Genomic DNA, 18672 nt, shown 5'->3' with positions numbered 1-18672 from the left:
GGTGCACGCTGGCCGGCCGCTGGCTGATTAAGGCGAACTGTTGGCAGAACGCCACGCGTCGCACGCCATAGGCTGCAGATACCGGCTGCGCTGCACGCCCCGGGGGCGCTGCAGGGACGGTCGCCAGCGTCCCAACCAGATAACAGGACAACGTCATGTTCAAGGTCAAGAAAGCCGTGTTCCCGGTTGCCGGTCTCGGCACGCGATTCCTGCCGGCCACCAAAGCCAGCCCGAAAGAGATGCTGCCCGTGGTCGACAAGCCCCTGATCCAGTACGCGGTGGAAGAGGCGATAGCGGCCGGCATTACCGAGCTGATCTTTGTCACCGGCCGCAGCAAGCGCGCCATCGAAGACCACTTCGACAAATCCTGCGAGATCGAAGCCGAGCTGATGGCGCGCGGCAAGCAGCAGTTGCTGGACGTGGTACGCAACATCAAGCCCTCGCATGTCGACTGCTTCTATGTGCGCCAGGCCGAACCGCTGGGCCTGGGCCACGCCGTGCGCTGCGCCAGCAAGCTGGTGGGCGACGAACCGTTTGCGGTCATCCTGGCCGACGACCTGCTCGATGCGCCCACCCCGGTGCTCAGCCAGATGATCCGGGTGTTCGACCACTACCACAGCTCGGTGGTTGGGGTAGAAGAGATCGCGCCGGAGGATTCGCGCGCATATGGCGTGATCGCCGGCAAGCCCTGGGACGACCGCGTAGTGAAGATGTCCGGCATCGTCGAGAAGCCGGCGCCGCAGGCGGCGCCTTCGCGGCTGGGCGTGGTGGGCCGCTATGTGTTCACACCGCGCATCCTGGACCACCTGCAGGCACTCAAGCCCGGCGCCGGCGGCGAGCTGCAGCTGACCGACGGGATCCAGGCGCTGCTCGCCGAAGAGCAGGTACTGGCCTACCGCTTCCACGGGCGACGCTTCGACTGTGGCAGCAAGCTGGGCTACCTGATGGCGACGGTCGAATTCGCGCTGCGCCACGCCGAGGTGGCCGAGCCCTTCAAGCATTACCTGCGCACCGAGCACGCGCTCGGCGTGCCGGGCCGCCTGGCCACGCTGCCGACGGCGGCCGGTGGCATCGCCGAGCTGCAGCCCGACTCCGAATCCGCAGGCGCCAGGGAGTCCGAGTCCCCGACGGTCATTGAATCGCTGGCCGCGGCGGATGCCTAGTGTGCCCGGCAGCCGGACCCCCGCCGGCTGCCGCGGCGTGCGGGGCACTTGAGCCCGCCTTGTGCGGGCTCATTTTTTTTGGCGGCGCCGCCGGATACCGTGGCTAGCGGAAGTACGCCCGCGTGTTCTCGTGCACGTCGTCGCAGCCGAGGATCTCGGCCGGCGGCATCCAGCGGTACTCGCTGTGCTGGTCCGCCGGCGCGGCCAACTCCATGCCCGCCACCCGCACCGCATAGGCCAGCACCACATAGTGCGTGCCAATATCCGGCGCACCGGTGAAGTTGTCCGGGTAGAAGTGCTCGTACACGCCCAGCATGCGGGCCTCGCGCCGCCGGAGATCGAGCCCGAGCTCGTCCGCAGCCACGCGCCGGAAGGCGTCGTCCAGGCGCTCGTCCTTGCGGACGCGCCCGCCCGGCACGAACCAGTTGCCCTGCGCCGGCCGGTTCCTGCGGCGGCCCAGCAGGATGCGGCCACCCGGCTCGGCGACCACCAGGTCGATCGCCACCAGCGGCGCGCCGCGCACCACCGCAAGAAAGTCGTCTCTGCTCAGCATGGCTGTCGCGTCAGTGGATTTCGTCATCGGCAAAGTGTAAGGCACCGGGGCGGCCTCGCCGTCAGCGTCGTTCAGGCGGCAAACGCCAAAATCCCGTGGCCGCCCGCTACGATTTACGCAACGCGGGCGTCGCGCAACGCTAAGCTATCGGCTTTGCCGCTACCCTCACTGCCATGACCCTCGGAATCCTTGCCGCCATCCACGATGAAGTCGATGGCCTGGTGGCCGCCATGCGCCATGACGACAGCCGCGCCACGGTGCACACCATCGGCATGCGCGACTACTACGCCGGCCACCTGTACGGCCAGCCGTGCGTGCTGGTACTGGCGCGCATGGGCAAGGTGGCGGCGTCGGCAACCACGGTCACGCTGATCCGCGAGTTCGGCGCGACCCAGATCGTCTTTACCGGGCTGGCCGGCGGCATCGGCGCTGAAACGAACGTTGGCGACATCGTCATCGCCGACCGCACCATCCAGCACGACCTGGACGCGCGACCGTTCTTCGGCCGCCATGAAGTGCCGCTGCTGGACCGCGCCGAGTTCCCGGCCGACCCGGCGCTGACCGCCGAACTGCAAGCCTCCGCATCGGACTTCCTGCGGCTGGACCTGCCGACCGAGGTACCACGCGATGTGCTGGAGCGCTTCGGGGTGGCGTCGCCGGCATTGCACCGGGGGATGATCGCCAGCGGCGACCAGTTCATCGGCTCACCGGCCGCGGTCGCGGAACTGCGCGAGCGCCTGCCCGGCCTGCTGGCGGTGGAGATGGAAGGCGCCGCGGTGGCGCAGGTTTGCCACGAGTACGGCGTGCCGTATGCCGTGATGCGGACCATCTCGGACCGCGCCGACGACAGCGCGCATGTGGACTTCGCGGCATTCCTGAAGGATGTGGCAAGCCACTATTCCAGTGGCGTGCTTTGGCGCCTGCTGGCCGCAAGGGCGAAAGAGCAGACGGCGGGCGCCGTCTGACCGGGATCAACCCGCGTGCAGATTCCCGACCGGGAAATCAGTTCTGTTTTTACCGCCCGCGCGGCCGGACCGTGCCCCAGAACCCCACCAGCAGCGCCGCGCCGGCGATCACCGCCAGCCAGCTGCTGAGCTGCCCGTCGACAAACAGATGCAGCGCCCGGCCGCCGTAGAAAGCGGCCGCCGCACCCGCCGCGCCCAGCACCAGCGCGGCCGGCAGCGTCACCACGCGCCCCGCCGGATGCAGTCGGCGCGCCGCCAGCCCAACCAGCAAACCCACGATCAAGGTGCCCAGCATCCCCTTCTCCAGTGTTGTACGGATCACAGCCACAAGGGGCTGCGGCGTAACGATACTGCAATCGGCGGCCGCTGCCCCGCCTTGCGGCGCTACGCCTGCAAATAGCGATGCCGGCGGTATAATGGCATCCGGTCCGGCCACGCTTCGGACCGCACCTGTCCCCAACCAATGCAACTGCTCGCGATCGGCATCAATCACACGACGGCACCTGTCTCGCTGCGCGAGCGGGTGGCGTTTCCGCTCGAGCAGATCAAACCCGCGCTCGGCGCACTGCGCTCCCACCTGTCGGGGCGCAGCGGCACCGAAGCCGCCATCCTCTCCACCTGCAACCGCACCGAGATCTATTGCGCGACCGACGTCCTGACGCCGGGCACGGATGGTTTCGAGCACACGCTGCGGTGGCTGTCGCAGCATCACAACGTGCCCGCCGGCGAACTGGCGCCGCACCTGTACGCGCTGCCGCAGTCGGAAGCCGTGCGCCATGCCTTCCGCGTGGCCAGCGGCCTGGATTCGATGGTGCTGGGCGAAACCCAGATCCTGGGCCAGCTCAAGGACGCCGTGCGCACCGCCGGCGAGGCCGGCTCGCTGGGCACGTACCTGAACCAGCTGTTCCAGCGCACCTTCGCAGTGGCCAAGGAAGTGCGCGGTCAGACCGAGATTGGCGCGCATTCCGTGTCGATGGCCGCGGCCGCGGTGCGGCTGGCGCAGCGGATCTTTGAAAGCGTCTCGACCCAGCGGGTGCTGTTTATCGGCGCGGGCGAGATGATCGAGTTGTGCGCGACCCACTTTGCCGCCCAGCAGCCGCGCCAGATCGTGGTGGCCAACCGCACCGTCGAGCGCGGCGAGAAGCTGGCCGAGCAGCTCTCCGGCCAGGGCCTGACCGCGCAGGCGATCCGCCTGACGGACCTGGGCGAGCGCCTGCATGAATTCGATATCGTAGTGTCCTGCACCGCCAGCTCGCTGCCGATCATCGGCCTGGGCGCGGTGGAGCGCGCGGTCAAGCGCCGCAAGCACCGCCCGATCATGATGGTCGACCTGGCCGTGCCGCGCGACGTCGAGGCCGAAGTCGCACGCCTGGACGACGTCTTCCTGTACACCGTCGACGATCTCGGCGCGATCGTGCGCGAGGGCAATGCCCTGCGCCAGGCCGCGGTCGCGCAGGCCGAGGCCATTATCGAAAGCCGCGTGCAGAACTTCATGCACTGGCTGGAAACCCGCAGCGTGGTGCCCGTCATCCGCGAACTGCAGACCAGCGGCGAGGCCATCCGCCAGGCCGAGCTGGAACGCGCGCGCCGCATGCTCGCGCGTGGCGACGATCCTGAAGCGGTGCTCGAAGCGCTGTCCGGCGCGCTGACCCGCAAGTTCCTGCACGGCCCCACCCACGCGCTGAACCACACCCAGGGCGAGGACCGCGAGGCGCTGCTGCGCCTGGTGCCGGGCCTGTTCCGCCACAGCAGCCACTCCGAGCGCTAGCCGCTCTGCTCTTGCGCCGCGCGCCCTGCCGCGCCGGCATGCCGCCGCCCGTCCGCGGGCAGCCCCGGCCCTCCGGCCCACCTCTTTCCCCCGCACCCGATGAAAGCCAGCATGCTTGCCAAGCTCGACCAACTGGCCGAGCGACTCGACGAAGTCAACGCCCTGCTCGCGCGCGAAGACGCCACCGCCAGGATCGACCAGTACCGCAAGCTCAGCCGCGAGCATGCCGAACTGTCGCCGGTGGCCGAGCAATACGGCGAGTACCGCCAGGCGCAGGACGACCTGGCCACCGCGCAGGCGCTATTGGACGATCCGGAGATGAAGGACTTTGCCGCCGACGAGATCGCCAGCGCGCGCGCGCGGCTGGAAACGCTCGAAGCCAGCCTGCAGCGCCTGCTGCTGCCCAAGGATCCCAACGACGACCGCAACCTGCTGCTGGAAATCCGCGCCGGCACCGGCGGCGAGGAAAGCGCGCTGTTCGCCGCCGATCTGCTGCGGATGTACACGCGTTTCGCCGAACGCCAGCGCTGGCAGGTGGAGGTCATGAGCGAGTCCGAGTCGGACCTGGGCGGCTACAAGGAGGTGATCGTGCGGATCGCCGGCGATGCGGCGTTTTCCAGGCTCAAGTTCGAGTCCGGCGGCCACCGCGTGCAGCGCGTGCCGGCTACCGAGGCACAGGGCCGCATCCACACCTCGGCCTGCACCGTCGCGGTGATGCCGGAAGCCGATGAAGTCGGCGAGGTCGAGATCAACCCGGCGGACCTGCGCATCGACACCTTCCGTGCCTCGGGCGCGGGCGGCCAGCACGTCAACAAGACCGATTCCGCTGTGCGCCTGACCCACCTGCCGACCGGCATCGTGGTCGAGTGCCAGGACGACCGCAGCCAGCACCGCAACAAGGACAAGGCAATGAAGGTGCTGGCCGCACGCATCAAGGACATGCAGACGCGCGCCGCGCAGGCCAAGGAGGCCAGCACCAGGCGCAACCTGATCGGCTCGGGCGACCGCAGCGACCGCATCCGCACCTACAACTTCCCCCAGGGGCGCGTGACCGACCACCGCATCAACCTGACGCTGTACAAGATCGACATGATCATGGACGGCGACATGGACGAGCTGCTGTCGGCGCTGTCGGCGGAGCACCAGGCCGACCAGCTGGCGGCACTCGGAGAGGACGCTTAACTCACCCGCGTAACCGTTCCGCCATCAACCGCGCGTAAAGTCGCCGATACAGTTGTATTTCTTGTAAATGCTTGAAACAGCACTAGCAGCGTAAAAGGCCCTGTCTATAATCGATTTCGACCGGCATACGGAGAAGGTGCCGGGTGTATCTCTCTCCCGAAAACATACCCAAGGAAGAAATCATGAAAAAGCTGCTCGCACTGTTGATGATCACCGCGGCGATGGCCGCTTGCAGCAAGAAGGAAGAAGCCCCGGCCGCCTCCAGCGCCGACAGCGCCATGCAAAGCGCGGCTGAGTCTGCGAAGAAAGCGGCCAGCGACGCCGCCGCCGCAGCCGGCAGTGCCGCAGACGCCGCCAAGGCCGCTGCCAGCGATGCCGCTTCGAGCGCTTCGGTTGCTGCGGAAAAGGCCAAGGAAGAGGCCGGCAGCGCCATGGAACATGCCAAGCAGGCCGCCAAGAACGCTGTCAACGCCGGCGCCGACAAGGCCAAGGACGCGGTCAATAAGTAATCGTCCCGGCGGGGGCTTCGGGCCACCGCCGCCAATCTGGCGGTACACTTGGCGCCAAGCCGGAAGTCCCGCCACAAAGCCCCGCCAGGCCTTGCGCCGGTGGGGTTTTTTGTGGCCGGCAACAGAACCGTCCCCTACCCCCCAGATGTCCTCCCCCAACACCGCCGCACTGCCGGCGACGCCGACGCTGCGCGAAGCCCAGACCCTGGCCGCCATGGCCGGCCTGCCGGCGCTGGAAGCGCGCATGCTGCTGACGCACGTCACCGGGCTGAACCGCACCCAGCTGATCACTCGCGACACCGACATGCTCAGCCTGCCCCAGCGCGACGCCTTTGCCACGCTGCTGGCGCGGCGCCTGGCCGGCGAGCCGATGGCCTACCTGATCGGCGAGCGTGAATTCTTCGGCCGCAAGTTCCGCGTCACGCCCGATGTCCTGATCCCGCGGCCCGACACCGAGATCGCGGCCGAAGCCGCGCTGGCCCGGCTGGCCGACGTGCCGCACCCGCAGGTGCTGGACCTGGGTACGGGCTCCGGCATCCTGGCCGTTACGCTGGCGCGCGAGCGCAGCGATGCGCACGTCTGGGCCACCGATATCTCGCCCGGCGCGCTGATGGTGGCGCAGGACAACGCCAGCGCACTCGGCGCCGACCGCATCCACTTCCTGGTGTCGGACTGGTATGCGGCGCTGCCGCCGGGCCTGCGCTTTCACCTGATCGTCAGCAACCCACCCTATATCGCCGAGGGCGATCCACACTTGGCCGAGGGCGACCTGCGCTTCGAGCCGATCGACGCGCTGACCGACCACGAAGACGGCCTGTCCGACCTGCGCGCCATCGTCGGCGGCGCCGGCGCGCGGCTGTTGCCCGGCGGCTGGCTGCTGATGGAACATGGCTTCGACCAGGCGCGGGCCACTCGCAAGCTGCTGGAAGCCGCCGGTTTTACCGACGTATCCACCGTGCGCGACCTCGCCGGCCAGGAACGCTGCACCGGCGGGCGCTGGCCCCGAACACCGACCTCAGGTCCCAACAAGCCCGCCTGAAGCGCGGCGGCGATTCCGGGTAAAATCTCCGGCAAAACAGATCTCCGCCGTGCGGCTGGCCGCGCGGATCCCATTCTCCCCAGGCGGCGCCCGCGCAACGGTCCCGCCCAACCGAAAAGCAAACCATGAGCGACGTGCAGCAAAAGATCGACCAGATCGTCAAGGGCAACCCGGTGGTCCTGTTCATGAAGGGCACCGCGCAGTTCCCGATGTGCGGCTTCTCGGGCCGCGCCATCCAGATCCTGAAGGCCTGCGGCGTGGACGCGCCGACCACGGTCAACGTGCTGGACGATGAAGGCATCCGCCAGGGCATCAAGGAATACGCCAACTGGCCCACCATCCCGCAGCTCTATGTGAACGGCGAGTTCATCGGCGGCTCGGACATCATGATGGAGATGTACCAGAACGGCGAGCTGCAGACCCTGCTGAAGGGCTGAGCCCAGTCATGCCCGTGACCGGCGGCACGCCGCAGCGATTGATCGTCGCCATCACGGGCGCCACCGGCGCCATCTACGGCGTGCGCCTGCTGCAGGTGCTGCGCGCGGCGCCCGGGGTGGAAACGCACCTGCTGATTTCGCCCGCGGGCGTGATGAACCTGCAGCACGAGCTGGATATCAGCCGTGCCGAGGTGGAAGCGCTCGCCAGTGTCGTGCACAACGTGCGCGATATCGGCGCCACCATCGCCAGCGGCTCGTTCCGCGCGCACGCCATGGTGGTGGCCCCCTGCTCGATGCGCACGCTCGCCGCGATCGCGCACGGCTTCTCCGACAACCTCATCACGCGCGCTGCCGACGTCACGCTCAAGGAGCGGCGCAAGCTGGTGCTGATGGTCAGGGAAACGCCGCTGAACCTCGCGCATCTGCGCAATATGACGGCGGTGACGGAAATGGGCGGGATCGTGTTCCCGCCGGTGCCGGGCTTCTATCAAAAGCCGCAAAGCATTGCCGAACTGGTCGACCATACGGTCGGCCGCGTGCTGGACCTGGTCGACCTGCCCGAGATCGGCCAGACGCTCGCGCCCAGCTGGGGCGGACTGAATGGCCGTCCCGGTGACGCGGCAGGCGGCAACTGAACGCTGCTGCCGGGCTCCCTGCCGTTGCTTCAATCCTGCTTCAATTCTTTCTACGCAGCAGCATTCTCCGGCTAACCGCTGTCATTACCAGTGACGATAGCCGCGGCCATAGTAGCCATAGCCGCCGTAGTAGTACGGCCGGGGCGCAACGACCACTGGCGCGGGCGCGACGTAGACAGGCGCCGGGCCTACCGCAGGGCCGGCGGGGGTGGGATAGACGGCGCAGCCGCCCAACAGGGTGACTGACGCCGCCGCGGCGGCCAGTCCAATCGTCAGCATTCTCATGGTTTCGTCCTTGGGGTCGAATCGGGCATGTGCCTGCCCCTGCTGACGTTATACGGGCTGGCCGCGTAATACGGCGTCAAAGGCATGTAAGGCTTGTTACCATTCCCTACGGAAACATCTGATCGACTTCGGGACGCCTTCAGATCTCGAACCTTATTCCCTGCGCCAGCGGCAACGAATCGCCATAGTTGATCGTATTGGTCGCCCTGCGCATATACCCCTTCCACGCATCCGACCCCGACTCGCGCCCGCCGCCGGTTGCCTTCTCGCCGCCGAACGCGCCACCGATCTCCGCCCCGCTGGTGCCGATGTTGACGTTGGCAATGCCGCAGTCGCTGCCCGCGGATGACATGAACCGTTCCGCCTCGCGCATCGATTCCGTGAAGATGCAAGACGATAGCCCGTGCGCCGCGGCATTGTTCAGCGCGATCGCTTCGTCGAAGGTGGTGTACGGCATCAGGTACAGGATCGGCGCGAAGGTCTCGGTCAGCATGGTGTCGTGCTGCTCGTCGGTCATCACCAGCGCGGGGCGCACGTAGCAGGCGTGTGGAAAGCGGTCGGTCAGCAGCCGTTCGCCACCGGTCACGATATTGCCCTGCGCGCGGCAGGCGGCCAGCGCATTGGCCATGGCCTCGCCAGCGGCGTTGTCGATCAGCGGGCCGAGCAGCGTGCCGTCTTCGAGCGGGTCGCCGATGGGCAGGCGGTCGAACACGGTGATCAGCCGGCTGGCCATGGTGTCCATCAGGTCGGCATGGATAAAGCAGCGGCGCAGCGTGGTACACCGCTGGCCCGCCGTGCCCGCCGCCGCGAAGGTGATCGCGCGCACGGCCAGTTCAATGTCGGCGGACGGTGCCACGATGGCCGCGTTATTGCCGCCCAGCTCCAGGATGCTGCGCTTGAACTGTCCGGCGCAAGCGATGCCGACCTCGCGCCCCATGCGGGTCGAGCCGGTGGCGCTGACCAGCCGCACCGCCGGGTGCGACACCAGATGATTGCCCAGCATTCGCCCGCCCGGCAGCACCGGCGAGATGCCGGTGTGCTGCGGCGCCGCCGCCGCCAGCACACGCTCGAGCAGCCCCTGCGCAGCCAGCGCGCACAGCGTGGCCTTTTCCGACGGCTTCCAGATCACGCCGTTGCCACACACCAGCGCCAGCGCCGAATTCCACGCCCACACCGCCACCGGGAAGTTGAAGGCCGAGATCACCCCGCACAGCCCGTAGGGGTGCCAGGTCTCGCGCATCGCGTGCTGCGGGCGCTCGGAGGCAATGGTCAGCCCGTGCAGCTGGCGCGACAGCCCGACCGCGAAGTCGCAGATGTCGATCATCTCCTGCACCTCGCCCAGCCCTTCCTGCAGGATCTTGCCCGTCTCGAGCGACACCAGCCGGCCCATCGCCTGCTTGTGTTCGCGCAGCACCTCGCCGAAGCGCCGCACGATCTCGCCGCGCGCCGGCGCGGGCAGCAGCGCCCAGGTGCTCTGCGCCGCGTGGGCCCGCGCGATCAGCGCATCGGCCTGCGCCGGCGTGCAGGCAGGCACATGGCCGATGGCCTCGCCGTCCACCGGCGAGCGCACGGTCACGGTGCCGGCCGGCGTGCCCTCGTGCCAGGGCCGCGGCAGGCCGATCGAATCCCAGCAGGCAGCGAACTGTTGCGCTTTCATACATGCATCTCCTGTAGCGGGTGCTGCGTGTAGTGGCGGCCGAAGCGGTTGGCCAGGAAGGCGTCGAGCGGCATCTGCTCCTGCCGGACGAAGCCGGACTGCGGCAGCGCACCGGTCGCCACCATATCCAGCGCGGTGCAGATGCCCGCGGCAGTGGTCAGCTGGATCGCGTTGACATGCCCGCCGTTGCCGTCCACCCCGCCGATGCGCGCCGAGAACGAAGCCTGCGTCAGCGGCCCGCGCCCCCGTTCGCCGCCGGCGGGATAGCCGGTGGCAGTGGCGAACACGATTACCACGTCCTGCTCGGTGACCGGGATGGCGCGGTCGAAGATATCGCGCAGCCATTCGCGGCGTTCGCGCAGGCGCAGGTCGTTGAGCAGCAGCTTCATCAGCGTGCAGTGGCCGGGATAGCGGATGGACTTGTAATCGACATTGCGCGCGCGCCCGGCCAGCGTTTCGGGCAGCGTGCCGAGGCCGCCTGATGTATTAAAGGCCTCGTATTCGATGCCGTCCAGCGCGAAACTCTCCAGCCCCTCCAGCGCCGGCAGCTCCACGCGGCGGCCGTCGACGATGGCCTCGCAGGGGTTGCAGTACTCGTTGATCAGTCCCTCGGTGCTCCAGGTCAGGTTGTACTTGAGCGCGTTGCTGGGGTAGCGCGGCAGCGCGCCGACACGCATCTGCAGGTCGAGCAAGCCGCCGCCGCCGCGCAGGAAGCGCTGCGCCAGGTCGTGCCCGACCACGCCGATAAAGCCGGGCGCCAGCCCGCACTGCGGCATCAGCACCGAGCGCACGCCCTGCGCCAGCGAGCGGATGGCCTGGGTGGCGGCCACATCCTCGGTCAGGTCGAAGTAATGCACGCCCAGGCGCGCCGCGACCGAAGCTACGCTGATGGCGGCATGGAACGGCAACGCGTTGAGCACGGCATCGGCGCCGGCCAGCAGCGCGGCGCAGGTGCCCGGCTCGGTGGGGTCGCCGGCGCGCGCCAGCACGCCGCGCGGCAGGCCGTCCAGCCGGCGCGCGTCATGGTCGACCACGCTGACGCGGTAGTCGCCGCTGTCATGCAGCATCGCCGCGATGGTGCGGCCGATCTTGCCCGCGCCCAGCACCGTCACGTGCAGCGGGCGGGCCGCCTTGGGCAGGTCGCGCGGGCCCTGCCGGCCCAGGTTCGAGGGTTGCATGGTGTCTCCCGTCCACAAGAAAGATTGCTCCTGTTGACACGAGTATGGATAGCCGCTGCGACGGAATGAAGGCCCAAGAACGACGAAAACCCGCCATAATCGAACGAAACGACGGGCCCCACCGACGAAATGACAGAACTCGACGCCACCGACCGCCACCTGCTGTCACTACTGCAGGCCAATGCGCGCGAAAGCGCCGCCAACCTCGCCCGGCACCTGGGTATCGCCCGCACCACCGTGGTCGCGCGCATCGCGCGGCTGGAGCGCTCGGGGGTGATCGCCGGCTACGGCGTGCGGCTGGGTCAGAAGATGGAAGACAACGCGATCCTGGCCTACTGCGGCCTGTCGGTGCAGCCCAAGGCCGCGCCTGCCATCCTGCGCGCGCTGCAGCGGCTGCCGGAGATCGAGGAGGTCAATTCCGTCAGCGGCCCGGTCGACTACCTGGTGGCGATCCGCTGCGACACGCATGACCGGCTCGACCGGCTGCTGGACGAGATCGGCATGCTCGACGGCGTCAACCACACCACCACCTCGATCGTGCTGGCGCGCAAGCTCGACCGCCGGCGCGCTGCCGGCTGAAAGCGGTATGCTGCCTACCCGATCAAGCCATTGCGGAGAACACAACATGAACAATCCGATCCGTGTCGCCGTGGGCGGCGTGACCGGCTGGGCCGGCGGCGAACTGGCGCGCGGCGTGGCGCACGCGGCCGACATGACGCTGGTGGCCGGCCTGTCGCGCGGCGCCGCCGGGCAGCCGCTGGCGCAGCTGACCGGCCATGCCGATACCCCGGGCGTGGCCGCCGCCAGCATCGAGGCGCTGGGCGAGACGCCCTATGACGTCTATGTCGAATACACCAAGCCGGCCATCGCCAAGCACAACATCCTGCAGGCGCTGGCGCACGGTGCGCACGTGGTGGTGGGCACCTCCGGGCTGACCGACGAAGACTATGCCGCGATCGACGCAGCCGCGCGCAAGGCCGACCGCGGCGTGCTCGCCTGCGGCAATTTCGCCATCACGGTGGTGCTGCTGCAGAAGTTTGCCGAGATGGCGGCACGCCACCTGGAGCACTGGGAGATCATCGACTACGCCAAGGCCGGCAAGGTCGACGTGCCCTCGGGCACGGTGCGCGAGCTGGCCTACCGGCTCGGCCAGGTCAAGTCCGCCGCGCAGGTGGTGCCGGTCGACCAGGTCAACGGCCCGAAGGAAACGCGCGGCGCCACCATGGCTGGCACGCAGGTGCATGCGGTGCGGCTGCCGGGCTACCAGCTTGGCGTGGAGGTGATCTTCGGCGCCGACGGGCAGCGCCTGCACCTGAAGCACGAGGCCGGCGACGGCTCCACGCCCTATGTCGCCGGCGCGCTGCTGGCGATCCGCAAGGTCCACACCGTGCGCGGCGTGGTGCGGGGGCTGGACAAAGTGATGGAAGGGCTCTGAGGCAAACGCATTGACTCGCGGGCGGCGCTGCCGCCCGCCGCGGTCTTACCAGCTACCAGGCTTTTCCGGCTTGGCGGGCGCCTTGGGCGCCGGCTTGGCGGCCTTGGCCGCGGGCGCCGAGGCCGGCGCCGGATTGAGTTGCTTGTCGATCTCGGCGTCCTTGTCCGCCATCAGCACGCGCGCCTGCGGCAGCAGCATCTCGATGGTGCCGGTGTTGGGGTCTTCCGGCATCGCGTACAGCTCCACGGTCAGCGGCTTCTGCATCCAGCCCGCGTGCAGCGTCTTGACGGTCTTGCCGCCCTTGTCGCGCATGTCGACCTGTTCCTGGCGGAACGGCTTGCCGTACAGCGCCGTGACGCTGTCGGCCGCGGCCTGCTGCGAATTGGCGCCGGCGGTCGGCACGATCAGCCCGACCAGCGCGTTGCGGTCGACAAAGGCCACCACGTGCGGGCCGTCCATGAAGGCGGGGCGCTTGTCGCGCGGCACGCCGACCTGGCGCATCAGGCCGTCGCCCTTCAGTTCGACGCAAAACCCGGTGACGTCGCGGCCGTCGGGCGAGCGCTTGTCGGCGCAATCGGGCAAGGCCGGCAGCGGATTGCCGATTTCCAGCATGCCGAGCATCGGCGCCAGCGCGCTGGTGCCGGACTGGGCCGTGGACTGGGCCGATGGCGGAGAAGCAGGCTTGGCAGCGGCTGCGGCGGCAGGCGCGGCGATGGCGCCGGTGGTGGTGGCGCCCAGCAGGCCGGCAAACGCCAGCCCGGCAACGGGGAATTTCAAATCGGACTCCTGGATAGACCTGGATAAGCCCAGGTAAGAGGCTCCGGGTTGGAGCACGCCCCCGCCCGGATGTTCCGGGCGAATTGCGGTCGCGCGGGGCGACACCGGCACACGGTGGTGACGGAAAAGTCACCACCACCCGGTTCGATACGGGGCGACCGTCAGCTTAACCGATCGCCACGGCGGCTCCGGCACTTGCGGCGGCGCTCAGCCGTGCATGCGCAGGAAGGCCTGGACGAAGGTAGCGACCATCACCAGCACCAGTCCCCACGCCAGCAGGCGCGGCACGCGGCTGGGCGGCAACTGCCGGCGCGGCGTGCGCCGGGCGCCCGGCACCGGCGCGCGCAGGCGCGAAGGCGTCTGCAGGCCGCGGGTATGCCAGACGGTGTCGGGGCCGACATCGCGCAGGCCGGTGCTTTCCTTGCTCGGAGGCCGGGTCTTGCCGGCCGGACGTTGCGAAGCCATCTGTGCTCCCCGGAACATTGCCCATGGATGCCGGCGTCCTGTCATTGGTGTGTGTGCCGCCGGTGCACGCGCGGCCCGATCGGTTTCACTGTGGGCATTGCGCGGCGCCATGGTAGGGCAAAGCCGGGCGGCGCGCCATGGGACCGATGCGCCGACGCGCCGGCGCAACGCTGCCCCGCGACGACTCCGCTCAGCCCGCCGGCGCCTTGCGTACCAGCATCAGCGCCTCGCGCCGGAACGCGCGGCCGGCGCGATGGTAGAACGGGTGCGGCGAGAACTGCCGCGAGATAAACGACGCCAGCAGCGCCGCCGCCAGCAGGAACACCGTCAGGTCCTGCGTGCGCGTCATCTCCATCACGATCACGCTGGCAGTGATGGGCGCCTGTGTTGCCGCGGCCAGGAACGCCGCCATCGACACCAGTGCCAGCACGCGCGGCTCGGCCATACCAGTGGCGAAGTGCGCGACGTTCTCGCCGATGCCGGCGCCGATGGCCACCGCCGGCGTGAAGATGCCGCCCGGGATACCGGCAAAGTAGGACACCACGGTCGCCACCAGCTTGGCGATGCCGAACCACTGCGTGGCATGCGATTCACCGTTGATCAGCGCCGAGGCCTGCTCGTAGCCGGTGCCGAAGGTCGCACCTGCGGTGGCCACGCCGATCACCGCCACCACCAGCCCGCAGCTGAACGCCACCCACACCGGATGCTGCGTCGGCCACGCGCGCCGGTGCGCGGGCAGCAACCCGGGCACGCCGCCGATCAGCGCCTTGGCGAACAGCCCGCCCAGCACGCCATTGATCACCGCGCACAGCAACACCGGGCCCCACGCGTCGCGCAACACCAGCATCGGCACCTTGACGACGAAATACGGGTTGTTGCCCAGCAGTGCCAGCGACACGAAGCCGGCGGTCAGCACGCCGGACAGCACCAGCCGGTCCCAGCGCACCGCGGTGCCGCGGCCCAGCTCCTCGATGGCGAACACCACGCCCGCCAGCGGCGTGTTGAAGGCCGCCGCCAGCCCGCCGGCGGCGCCCGCGGCGATCAGCGCATTGGGATGGAAGCCGATGCGAAAGCGCAGCTTCTCCTGGCACCAGCGGCCCCAGGCCAGCATCGCCGCCGCACCCACCTGCACCGACGGCCCTTCGCGCCCGACCGAGGCGCCCGCCAGCAGCGCCAGCGCGGTCAGTACCACCTTCCACATCGATTGCCGCAACGACACCAGCACGGTCTGTGCGGCGCCCGCGGGCGGCAACGTGACCGCCGCGATCACCTGCGGGATGCCGCTGCCGCGCGCCTGCGGCGCCAGGCGGATCGTCAGCCAGCGCAAGGCGGCCAGCCCGAACGGCAGCATCACGAATGCCAGCCACGGGGTGGCCTGGGTCAGCTGGTGGTTCCAGCGCAGCGCGACTTCGGCGATCCAGGCAAACACCAGCGAAAACAAGCCCACGCAGCCGGCGCCGAACATGAACACGGTGTAGCGCAGCGTGGTGCGCGAGATGCGGCCCGCCTGGCGCGACTTGCGCGAAGCCGCCACGCGGGCGCGGCGGCTGAGCTGGTTAAGCAGGCGGGGATCGGGGGGTGGGGGGCTGGCGTCGGAGGGCGCCTGCGGATCCGGGTGGTTGGCGGGATCCGGGGAACCGGGATCGGCGGAATTCGGATCTTTGGGATCGGTGGGCTCGCGCTCGGTCATGACAGGGGGTTACGTAGGCATCCGGTGCGGCGCCTGGGCGGTGCCGGGATGACATCGAACTATACGCCCATCGTGGCGGCGTCTGGCGGGTGCTGGCCGGTGATCGACGGCAGGATGTTGGGTAGCGTGTTGACGCGTGGTGGTCCGGACTCGCCTGCCCTCACCCCCTGCCCTCTCCCGCTTGCGACGCTTGCGGGAGAGGGCAGGGGGTGAGGGCCGGCGCCTGATCGGAGTCGTGGCGTTACGTGGTCCAGCTCAGTCCAGCGTGATGTTGTTGGCCCGGATCACCTTGCCCCAGTGCTCACGATCCGCCTCGATATAACGGTCGATCTCCGCCTGCGAGCGCGGCTGCTGCACGATCAGCCCCAGCGCGTTGAAGGTCGAGCGAAACTGCGGATCCTTCAGCACGTGCGAAGCCGCAGCCTGCAGCCTGGCCACCGCATCCGCCGGCGCCTGCGCCGGCACCGCCAGGCCGAACCAGGTCGCAGCCTGGAAATTCGGATAGCCGCTCTCGGCCACCGTCGGCACGTTGGGCAGCACATCCAGCCGCGTGCGACCCGTCACCGCCAGCGCCTTGAGCTTGCCACCCTTGACATGCGGCAGCGAGGTGCTGACCACGTCGACCATCAGCTGCACATCATTGGCCAGCAGCGCCGCCAGCGCCGGCGCGCTGCCGTTGTAGGGGACGTGCGTGACGTTGATGCCCAGCTCGGTCTTGAGCATCTCGGTAGCCAGCTGCAGCGCGTTGCCCAGGCCCACCGAGGCATAGTTGAGCTTGCCGCCCGCCGACCTGGCATAGGCCGCGAACTCGCGGATATTGTTGGCCGGCACCTGGGCGTTGGTCACCACCACCAGCGGCACCTCGGCGCCGATGGAGAAGATCTTGAAGTCCTTGGGCGGGTCGTAGGTGATCTTTTTGTACAGCATCGGGTTGAGCACCATGCTGCCGTTGGTGGCCAGCACCATGGTGTAGCCATCGGCGGGTGCGCGCGCCACGCTGTTGGTGCCGATCATGGTGGCGGCGCCGGGGCGGTTTTCCACCACCACGGTCTGGCCGAGCTGGCGCGACATGCCGTCGGCCAGCGCGCGTCCGAACTGGTCGGTCGAGCCGCCGGGCGTGTACGGCACCACCAGCTTGATCGGCCGGTCGGGGTAAGCGGCCTGCGCCACGCCCCACATGGCCAGCGCGCACCCCGCGCCGGCTGCCATCGCGGCGAGCCATGCGCGCCGTCCGGTGTTGTTGCTGTGCATCGCGTCTCCTCCTGTCACTGTCTTTTTCGTGCGGCCCGTGGGCGCCGGCGCTCAGACCCGCCGCTGGCGGCCTTCCCAGTATCGGTCACGCAACCGGCGCTTGGCGAGCTTGCCGGTCTCGTCGCGCGGCAGCTGCGCCTCGATCACGATGCGGCGCGGCACCTTGAAGCCAGACAGGCGCTGGCGCAGCCAGTCGATCACCTCGGCCTCGCGGATCTCCACGCCGGGCATCGGCTGCACCATGCCGAGCAGGCGCTCGCCGTATTCGTCGTCGGGGATGCCGAACACCACGCAGTCGGCCACGCCGGGATAGCGCACCAGTTCGTGCTCGATCTCGGCGGGGTAGATGTTCACGCCGCCGGAGATCACCATGTCGGAGGCGCGGTCGCAGATAAACAGGTAGCCGTCGGCATCGACATAGCCCATGTCGCCCAGCGTCACCAGGCCGTCGCGGTCGATGGCGCGGCGCGCGGCGTCGTTGTTGCGGTAGCTGAAGTCGGGATAGGCGGGCTGGCGCACGTAGACCAGGCCGACCTCGCCCGGCGCGCACTGGCGGCCGTCCTCGTCGAGGATGCGCAGCTGCGCGGCGTCGACGGGCTTGCCGGCGGTGCCGGGGCGCTCGGCGGCATCGGCCGGGGTGGCGACGGTGATCATGCCGGCTTCGCTGGAGGCGTAGGTTTCGTGGATCACCGGGCCGAGCCATTCGAGCATGGCGCGCTTGACGTCAGGGGAGCATGGCGAGCCGGTGGAGGCGACGAAGCGCAGCGACGACAGGTCGTACTTCGCCCGAACCTCGGCAGGCAGCTTGAGCAGGCGCACGTACATGATCGGCACCAGGTAGATCACGTCGATGCGGTGTTTTGCGATCAGCGCCAGCACCTGCTCGGCATCGAAGCGTGGCGTGAGCACCAGCCGCTCGGCCATCTGCAACGCGTTCTGGATAAACGAGCCCGGCGCGCTGTGGTACAGCGGCGCCGACATCAGCGCACGGCAGCCCGGCTCCAGGCCGTAGGTCTGCCGCACCACCGAGCGCATGCGCGCAAGCTGGCTTTCCAGCTGGTCGAGTGGCACCGGCTGGCGCACCACGCCCTTGGGTCGGCCGGTGGTGCCGGAGGTGTAGGCCATATGGCCGCGCGGGGCCACGCGCGGGCCGTCGTAGGCGGGCTGTTGCGCCAGCCAGCTTTCGTATTCGATGGCGCCTTCGGCGGCGCCGCCCACGGCCAGCACCGTCATGCCGGCCGGCACGGCCTCGCGCACCGCGGGCAGCAGGTCGGCCTGGACCAGCAGTACCTTGGCGCCGCTGTCGGTCAGCAGGAAGCGCACTTCCTCGGTGGTGAAGTGCCAGTTGATCGGACAGTAGTAGCAGCCGGCGGTGCGGCAGGCGTGGACCACGTCGGCATAGGCCGGATCGTTGCGCAGCAGTACCGCGACCACGTCGCCTTCCTGCACGCCCAGCGTGCGCAGGCCGCCGGCCAGTTGCGCGCCGCGCGCCACCTGCTCGTCGCCGGTGCGATGCATGTCTTCAAACCAGAGGTCCGTGGCCATCCGTTGTCTCCTGTATTGCTGTGCGTTCTGCGGGATCAGGCGCCGGTCCGCGCGCGGCCGACAGCTAACCAATGTATCGGTGCAGCCGTGCATCGACAATCACGCGCATCGGAATCACAATGTTGCGCCATAAGTGAC

Annotated in this window: 20 protein-coding genes; 10 read left to right on the top strand and 10 right to left on the bottom strand. The window is 68.9% G+C overall.

Translation table 11 applies throughout. The features are described 5' to 3' along the window. Positions 1 to 155 precede the first annotated feature (155 nt). Entirely contained in the window at positions 156 to 1163 is a 1008-nt protein-coding gene (gene galU, locus K307_RS21720) for a UTP--glucose-1-phosphate uridylyltransferase GalU (protein ID WP_080745151.1), read from the top strand. Positions 1164 to 1266: 103 nt separating this feature from the next. Here the strand turns inward: galU and K307_RS21715 are convergent, their stop codons facing one another. Next, entirely contained in the window at positions 1267 to 1716 is a 450-nt protein-coding gene (locus K307_RS21715; protein WP_042882691.1) for a GDP-mannose mannosyl hydrolase, read from the bottom strand. Between the two features lie 173 nt (positions 1717 to 1889). Between K307_RS21715 and K307_RS21710 the strand changes: the two genes are divergently transcribed. After that, entirely contained in the window at positions 1890 to 2681 is a 792-nt protein-coding gene (locus K307_RS21710) for a 5'-methylthioadenosine/adenosylhomocysteine nucleosidase (RefSeq protein ID WP_042882689.1), read from the top strand. A 49-nt stretch (positions 2682 to 2730) separates the two neighbouring features. Here K307_RS21710 and K307_RS21705 read toward each other — a convergent pair whose 3' ends face one another. After that, complete coding sequence (locus K307_RS21705) at positions 2731 to 2976, bottom strand: hypothetical protein (RefSeq protein WP_042882687.1); 246 nt, start codon at positions 2974 to 2976, stop codon at positions 2731 to 2733. A 168-nt stretch (positions 2977 to 3144) separates the two neighbouring features. Between K307_RS21705 and hemA the strand changes: the two genes are divergently transcribed. The 6 genes from hemA (at position 3145) to K307_RS21675 (ending at position 8251) form a co-directional block, all read left to right on the top strand. Further along, complete coding sequence (hemA, locus tag K307_RS21700) at positions 3145 to 4449, top strand: glutamyl-tRNA reductase (protein ID WP_042882685.1); 1305 nt, start codon at positions 3145 to 3147, stop codon at positions 4447 to 4449. 99 nt (positions 4450 to 4548) lie between these two features. Then, complete coding sequence (gene prfA, locus K307_RS21695; RefSeq protein ID WP_042882682.1) at positions 4549 to 5631, top strand: peptide chain release factor 1; 1083 nt, start codon at positions 4549 to 4551, stop codon at positions 5629 to 5631. A 182-nt stretch (positions 5632 to 5813) separates the two neighbouring features. Continuing rightward, positions 5814 to 6140, top strand: a complete 327-nt coding sequence (locus tag K307_RS21690; protein WP_042882680.1) for a hypothetical protein — start codon at positions 5814 to 5816, stop codon at positions 6138 to 6140. 145 nt (positions 6141 to 6285) lie between these two features. Continuing rightward, complete coding sequence (gene prmC / locus K307_RS21685) at positions 6286 to 7179, top strand: peptide chain release factor N(5)-glutamine methyltransferase (protein ID WP_042882678.1); 894 nt, start codon at positions 6286 to 6288, stop codon at positions 7177 to 7179. Between the two features lie 125 nt (positions 7180 to 7304). Continuing rightward, the gene (gene grxD, locus K307_RS21680; protein ID WP_010809878.1) at positions 7305 to 7616 is read left to right on the top strand and encodes a Grx4 family monothiol glutaredoxin; all 312 of its coding nucleotides are present in this window, start codon (positions 7305 to 7307) and stop codon (positions 7614 to 7616) included. Between the two features lie 8 nt (positions 7617 to 7624). Then, positions 7625 to 8251, top strand: coding sequence for a UbiX family flavin prenyltransferase (locus K307_RS21675; RefSeq protein ID WP_042882673.1), 627 nt, complete (start codon positions 7625 to 7627; stop codon positions 8249 to 8251). 84 nt (positions 8252 to 8335) lie between these two features. Here the strand turns inward: K307_RS21675 and K307_RS21670 are convergent, their stop codons facing one another. The 3 genes from K307_RS21670 to K307_RS21660 all read right to left on the bottom strand — a co-directional run bounded on the left by K307_RS21670 (position 8336) and on the right by K307_RS21660 (position 11371). Beyond that, complete coding sequence (locus tag K307_RS21670) at positions 8336 to 8530, bottom strand: hypothetical protein (RefSeq protein ID WP_013958138.1); 195 nt, start codon at positions 8528 to 8530, stop codon at positions 8336 to 8338. A 145-nt stretch (positions 8531 to 8675) separates the two neighbouring features. After that, positions 8676 to 10193, bottom strand: a complete 1518-nt coding sequence (locus tag K307_RS21665; protein ID WP_042882671.1) for an aldehyde dehydrogenase family protein — start codon at positions 10191 to 10193, stop codon at positions 8676 to 8678. Next, positions 10190 to 11371 (bottom strand): saccharopine dehydrogenase C-terminal domain-containing protein, encoded by a 1182-nt coding sequence (locus K307_RS21660; protein WP_042882670.1) that lies wholly within the window; start codon positions 11369 to 11371, stop codon positions 10190 to 10192. Before K307_RS21660 ends, K307_RS21665 begins: the two co-directional genes overlap by 4 nt. Positions 11372 to 11500: 129 nt before the next feature. Between K307_RS21660 and K307_RS21655 the strand changes: the two genes are divergently transcribed. After that, positions 11501 to 11950, top strand: coding sequence for an Lrp/AsnC family transcriptional regulator (locus K307_RS21655; RefSeq protein ID WP_042882668.1), 450 nt, complete (start codon positions 11501 to 11503; stop codon positions 11948 to 11950). A gap of 46 nt (positions 11951 to 11996) precedes the next feature. Beyond that, complete coding sequence (dapB, locus tag K307_RS21650; RefSeq protein ID WP_042882667.1) at positions 11997 to 12806, top strand: 4-hydroxy-tetrahydrodipicolinate reductase; 810 nt, start codon at positions 11997 to 11999, stop codon at positions 12804 to 12806. A 45-nt stretch (positions 12807 to 12851) separates the two neighbouring features. On the opposite strand, the gene K307_RS21645 is transcribed toward dapB, so the two are convergent. From K307_RS21645 to K307_RS21625, 5 genes are all read right to left on the bottom strand, one after another. Beyond that, complete coding sequence (locus K307_RS21645; RefSeq protein WP_042882666.1) at positions 12852 to 13583, bottom strand: hypothetical protein; 732 nt, start codon at positions 13581 to 13583, stop codon at positions 12852 to 12854. Positions 13584 to 13790: 207 nt separating this feature from the next. Further along, positions 13791 to 14048 (bottom strand): hypothetical protein, encoded by a 258-nt coding sequence (locus tag K307_RS21640; protein ID WP_051975087.1) that lies wholly within the window; start codon positions 14046 to 14048, stop codon positions 13791 to 13793. 190 nt (positions 14049 to 14238) lie between these two features. Next, complete coding sequence (locus K307_RS21635; protein ID WP_042882664.1) at positions 14239 to 15738, bottom strand: chloride channel protein; 1500 nt, start codon at positions 15736 to 15738, stop codon at positions 14239 to 14241. 255 nt (positions 15739 to 15993) lie between these two features. Then, positions 15994 to 16989: a Bug family tripartite tricarboxylate transporter substrate binding protein gene (locus K307_RS21630; protein WP_042882662.1), complete on the bottom strand. Its 996-nt coding sequence runs from the start codon at positions 16987 to 16989 to the stop codon at positions 15994 to 15996. Positions 16990 to 17040: 51 nt separating this feature from the next. Then, on the bottom strand, positions 17041 to 18627 hold the full coding sequence (locus tag K307_RS21625; protein ID WP_329955920.1) for an acyl-CoA synthetase: 1587 nt from the start codon (positions 18625 to 18627) through the stop codon (positions 17041 to 17043). Between the last annotated feature and the right edge of the window lie 45 nt (positions 18628 to 18672).

The sequence above is a fragment of the Cupriavidus necator A5-1 genome, assembly GCF_000744095.1.
GTDB lineage: Bacteria > Pseudomonadota > Gammaproteobacteria > Burkholderiales > Burkholderiaceae > Cupriavidus > Cupriavidus necator_A.
This window is presented reverse-complemented; position numbering and strand designations above follow the sequence as displayed.

What these genes read in the sequence shown, in the direction of transcription:
- galU (WP_080745151.1), top strand. Translation starts at nt 156, where the DNA reads ATGTTCAAGGTCAAGAAAGCCGTGTTCCCGGTTGCCGGTCTCGGCACG.
- K307_RS21715 (WP_042882691.1), bottom strand. Translation starts at nt 1,716, where the DNA reads ATGCTGAGCAGAGACGACTTTCTTGCGGTGGTGCGCGGCGCGCCGCTG.
- K307_RS21710 (WP_042882689.1), top strand. Translation starts at nt 1,890, where the DNA reads ATGACCCTCGGAATCCTTGCCGCCATCCACGATGAAGTCGATGGCCTG.
- K307_RS21705 (WP_042882687.1), bottom strand. Translation starts at nt 2,976, where the DNA reads ATGCTGGGCACCTTGATCGTGGGTTTGCTGGTTGGGCTGGCGGCGCGC.
- hemA (WP_042882685.1), top strand. Translation starts at nt 3,145, where the DNA reads ATGCAACTGCTCGCGATCGGCATCAATCACACGACGGCACCTGTCTCG.
- prfA (WP_042882682.1), top strand. Translation starts at nt 4,549, where the DNA reads ATGAAAGCCAGCATGCTTGCCAAGCTCGACCAACTGGCCGAGCGACTC.
- K307_RS21690 (WP_042882680.1), top strand. Translation starts at nt 5,814, where the DNA reads ATGAAAAAGCTGCTCGCACTGTTGATGATCACCGCGGCGATGGCCGCT.
- prmC (WP_042882678.1), top strand. Translation starts at nt 6,286, where the DNA reads ATGTCCTCCCCCAACACCGCCGCACTGCCGGCGACGCCGACGCTGCGC.
- grxD (WP_010809878.1), top strand. Translation starts at nt 7,305, where the DNA reads ATGAGCGACGTGCAGCAAAAGATCGACCAGATCGTCAAGGGCAACCCG.
- K307_RS21675 (WP_042882673.1), top strand. Translation starts at nt 7,625, where the DNA reads ATGCCCGTGACCGGCGGCACGCCGCAGCGATTGATCGTCGCCATCACG.
- K307_RS21670 (WP_013958138.1), bottom strand. Translation starts at nt 8,530, where the DNA reads ATGCTGACGATTGGACTGGCCGCCGCGGCGGCGTCAGTCACCCTGTTG.
- K307_RS21665 (WP_042882671.1), bottom strand. Translation starts at nt 10,193, where the DNA reads ATGAAAGCGCAACAGTTCGCTGCCTGCTGGGATTCGATCGGCCTGCCG.
- K307_RS21660 (WP_042882670.1), bottom strand. Translation starts at nt 11,371, where the DNA reads ATGCAACCCTCGAACCTGGGCCGGCAGGGCCCGCGCGACCTGCCCAAG.
- K307_RS21655 (WP_042882668.1), top strand. Translation starts at nt 11,501, where the DNA reads ATGACAGAACTCGACGCCACCGACCGCCACCTGCTGTCACTACTGCAG.
- dapB (WP_042882667.1), top strand. Translation starts at nt 11,997, where the DNA reads ATGAACAATCCGATCCGTGTCGCCGTGGGCGGCGTGACCGGCTGGGCC.
- K307_RS21640 (WP_051975087.1), bottom strand. Translation starts at nt 14,048, where the DNA reads ATGGCTTCGCAACGTCCGGCCGGCAAGACCCGGCCTCCGAGCAAGGAA.
- K307_RS21635 (WP_042882664.1), bottom strand. Translation starts at nt 15,738, where the DNA reads ATGACCGAGCGCGAGCCCACCGATCCCAAAGATCCGAATTCCGCCGAT.
- K307_RS21630 (WP_042882662.1), bottom strand. Translation starts at nt 16,989, where the DNA reads ATGCACAGCAACAACACCGGACGGCGCGCATGGCTCGCCGCGATGGCA.
- K307_RS21625 (WP_329955920.1), bottom strand. Translation starts at nt 18,627, where the DNA reads ATGCACGGCTGCACCGATACATTGGTTAGCTGTCGGCCGCGCGCGGAC.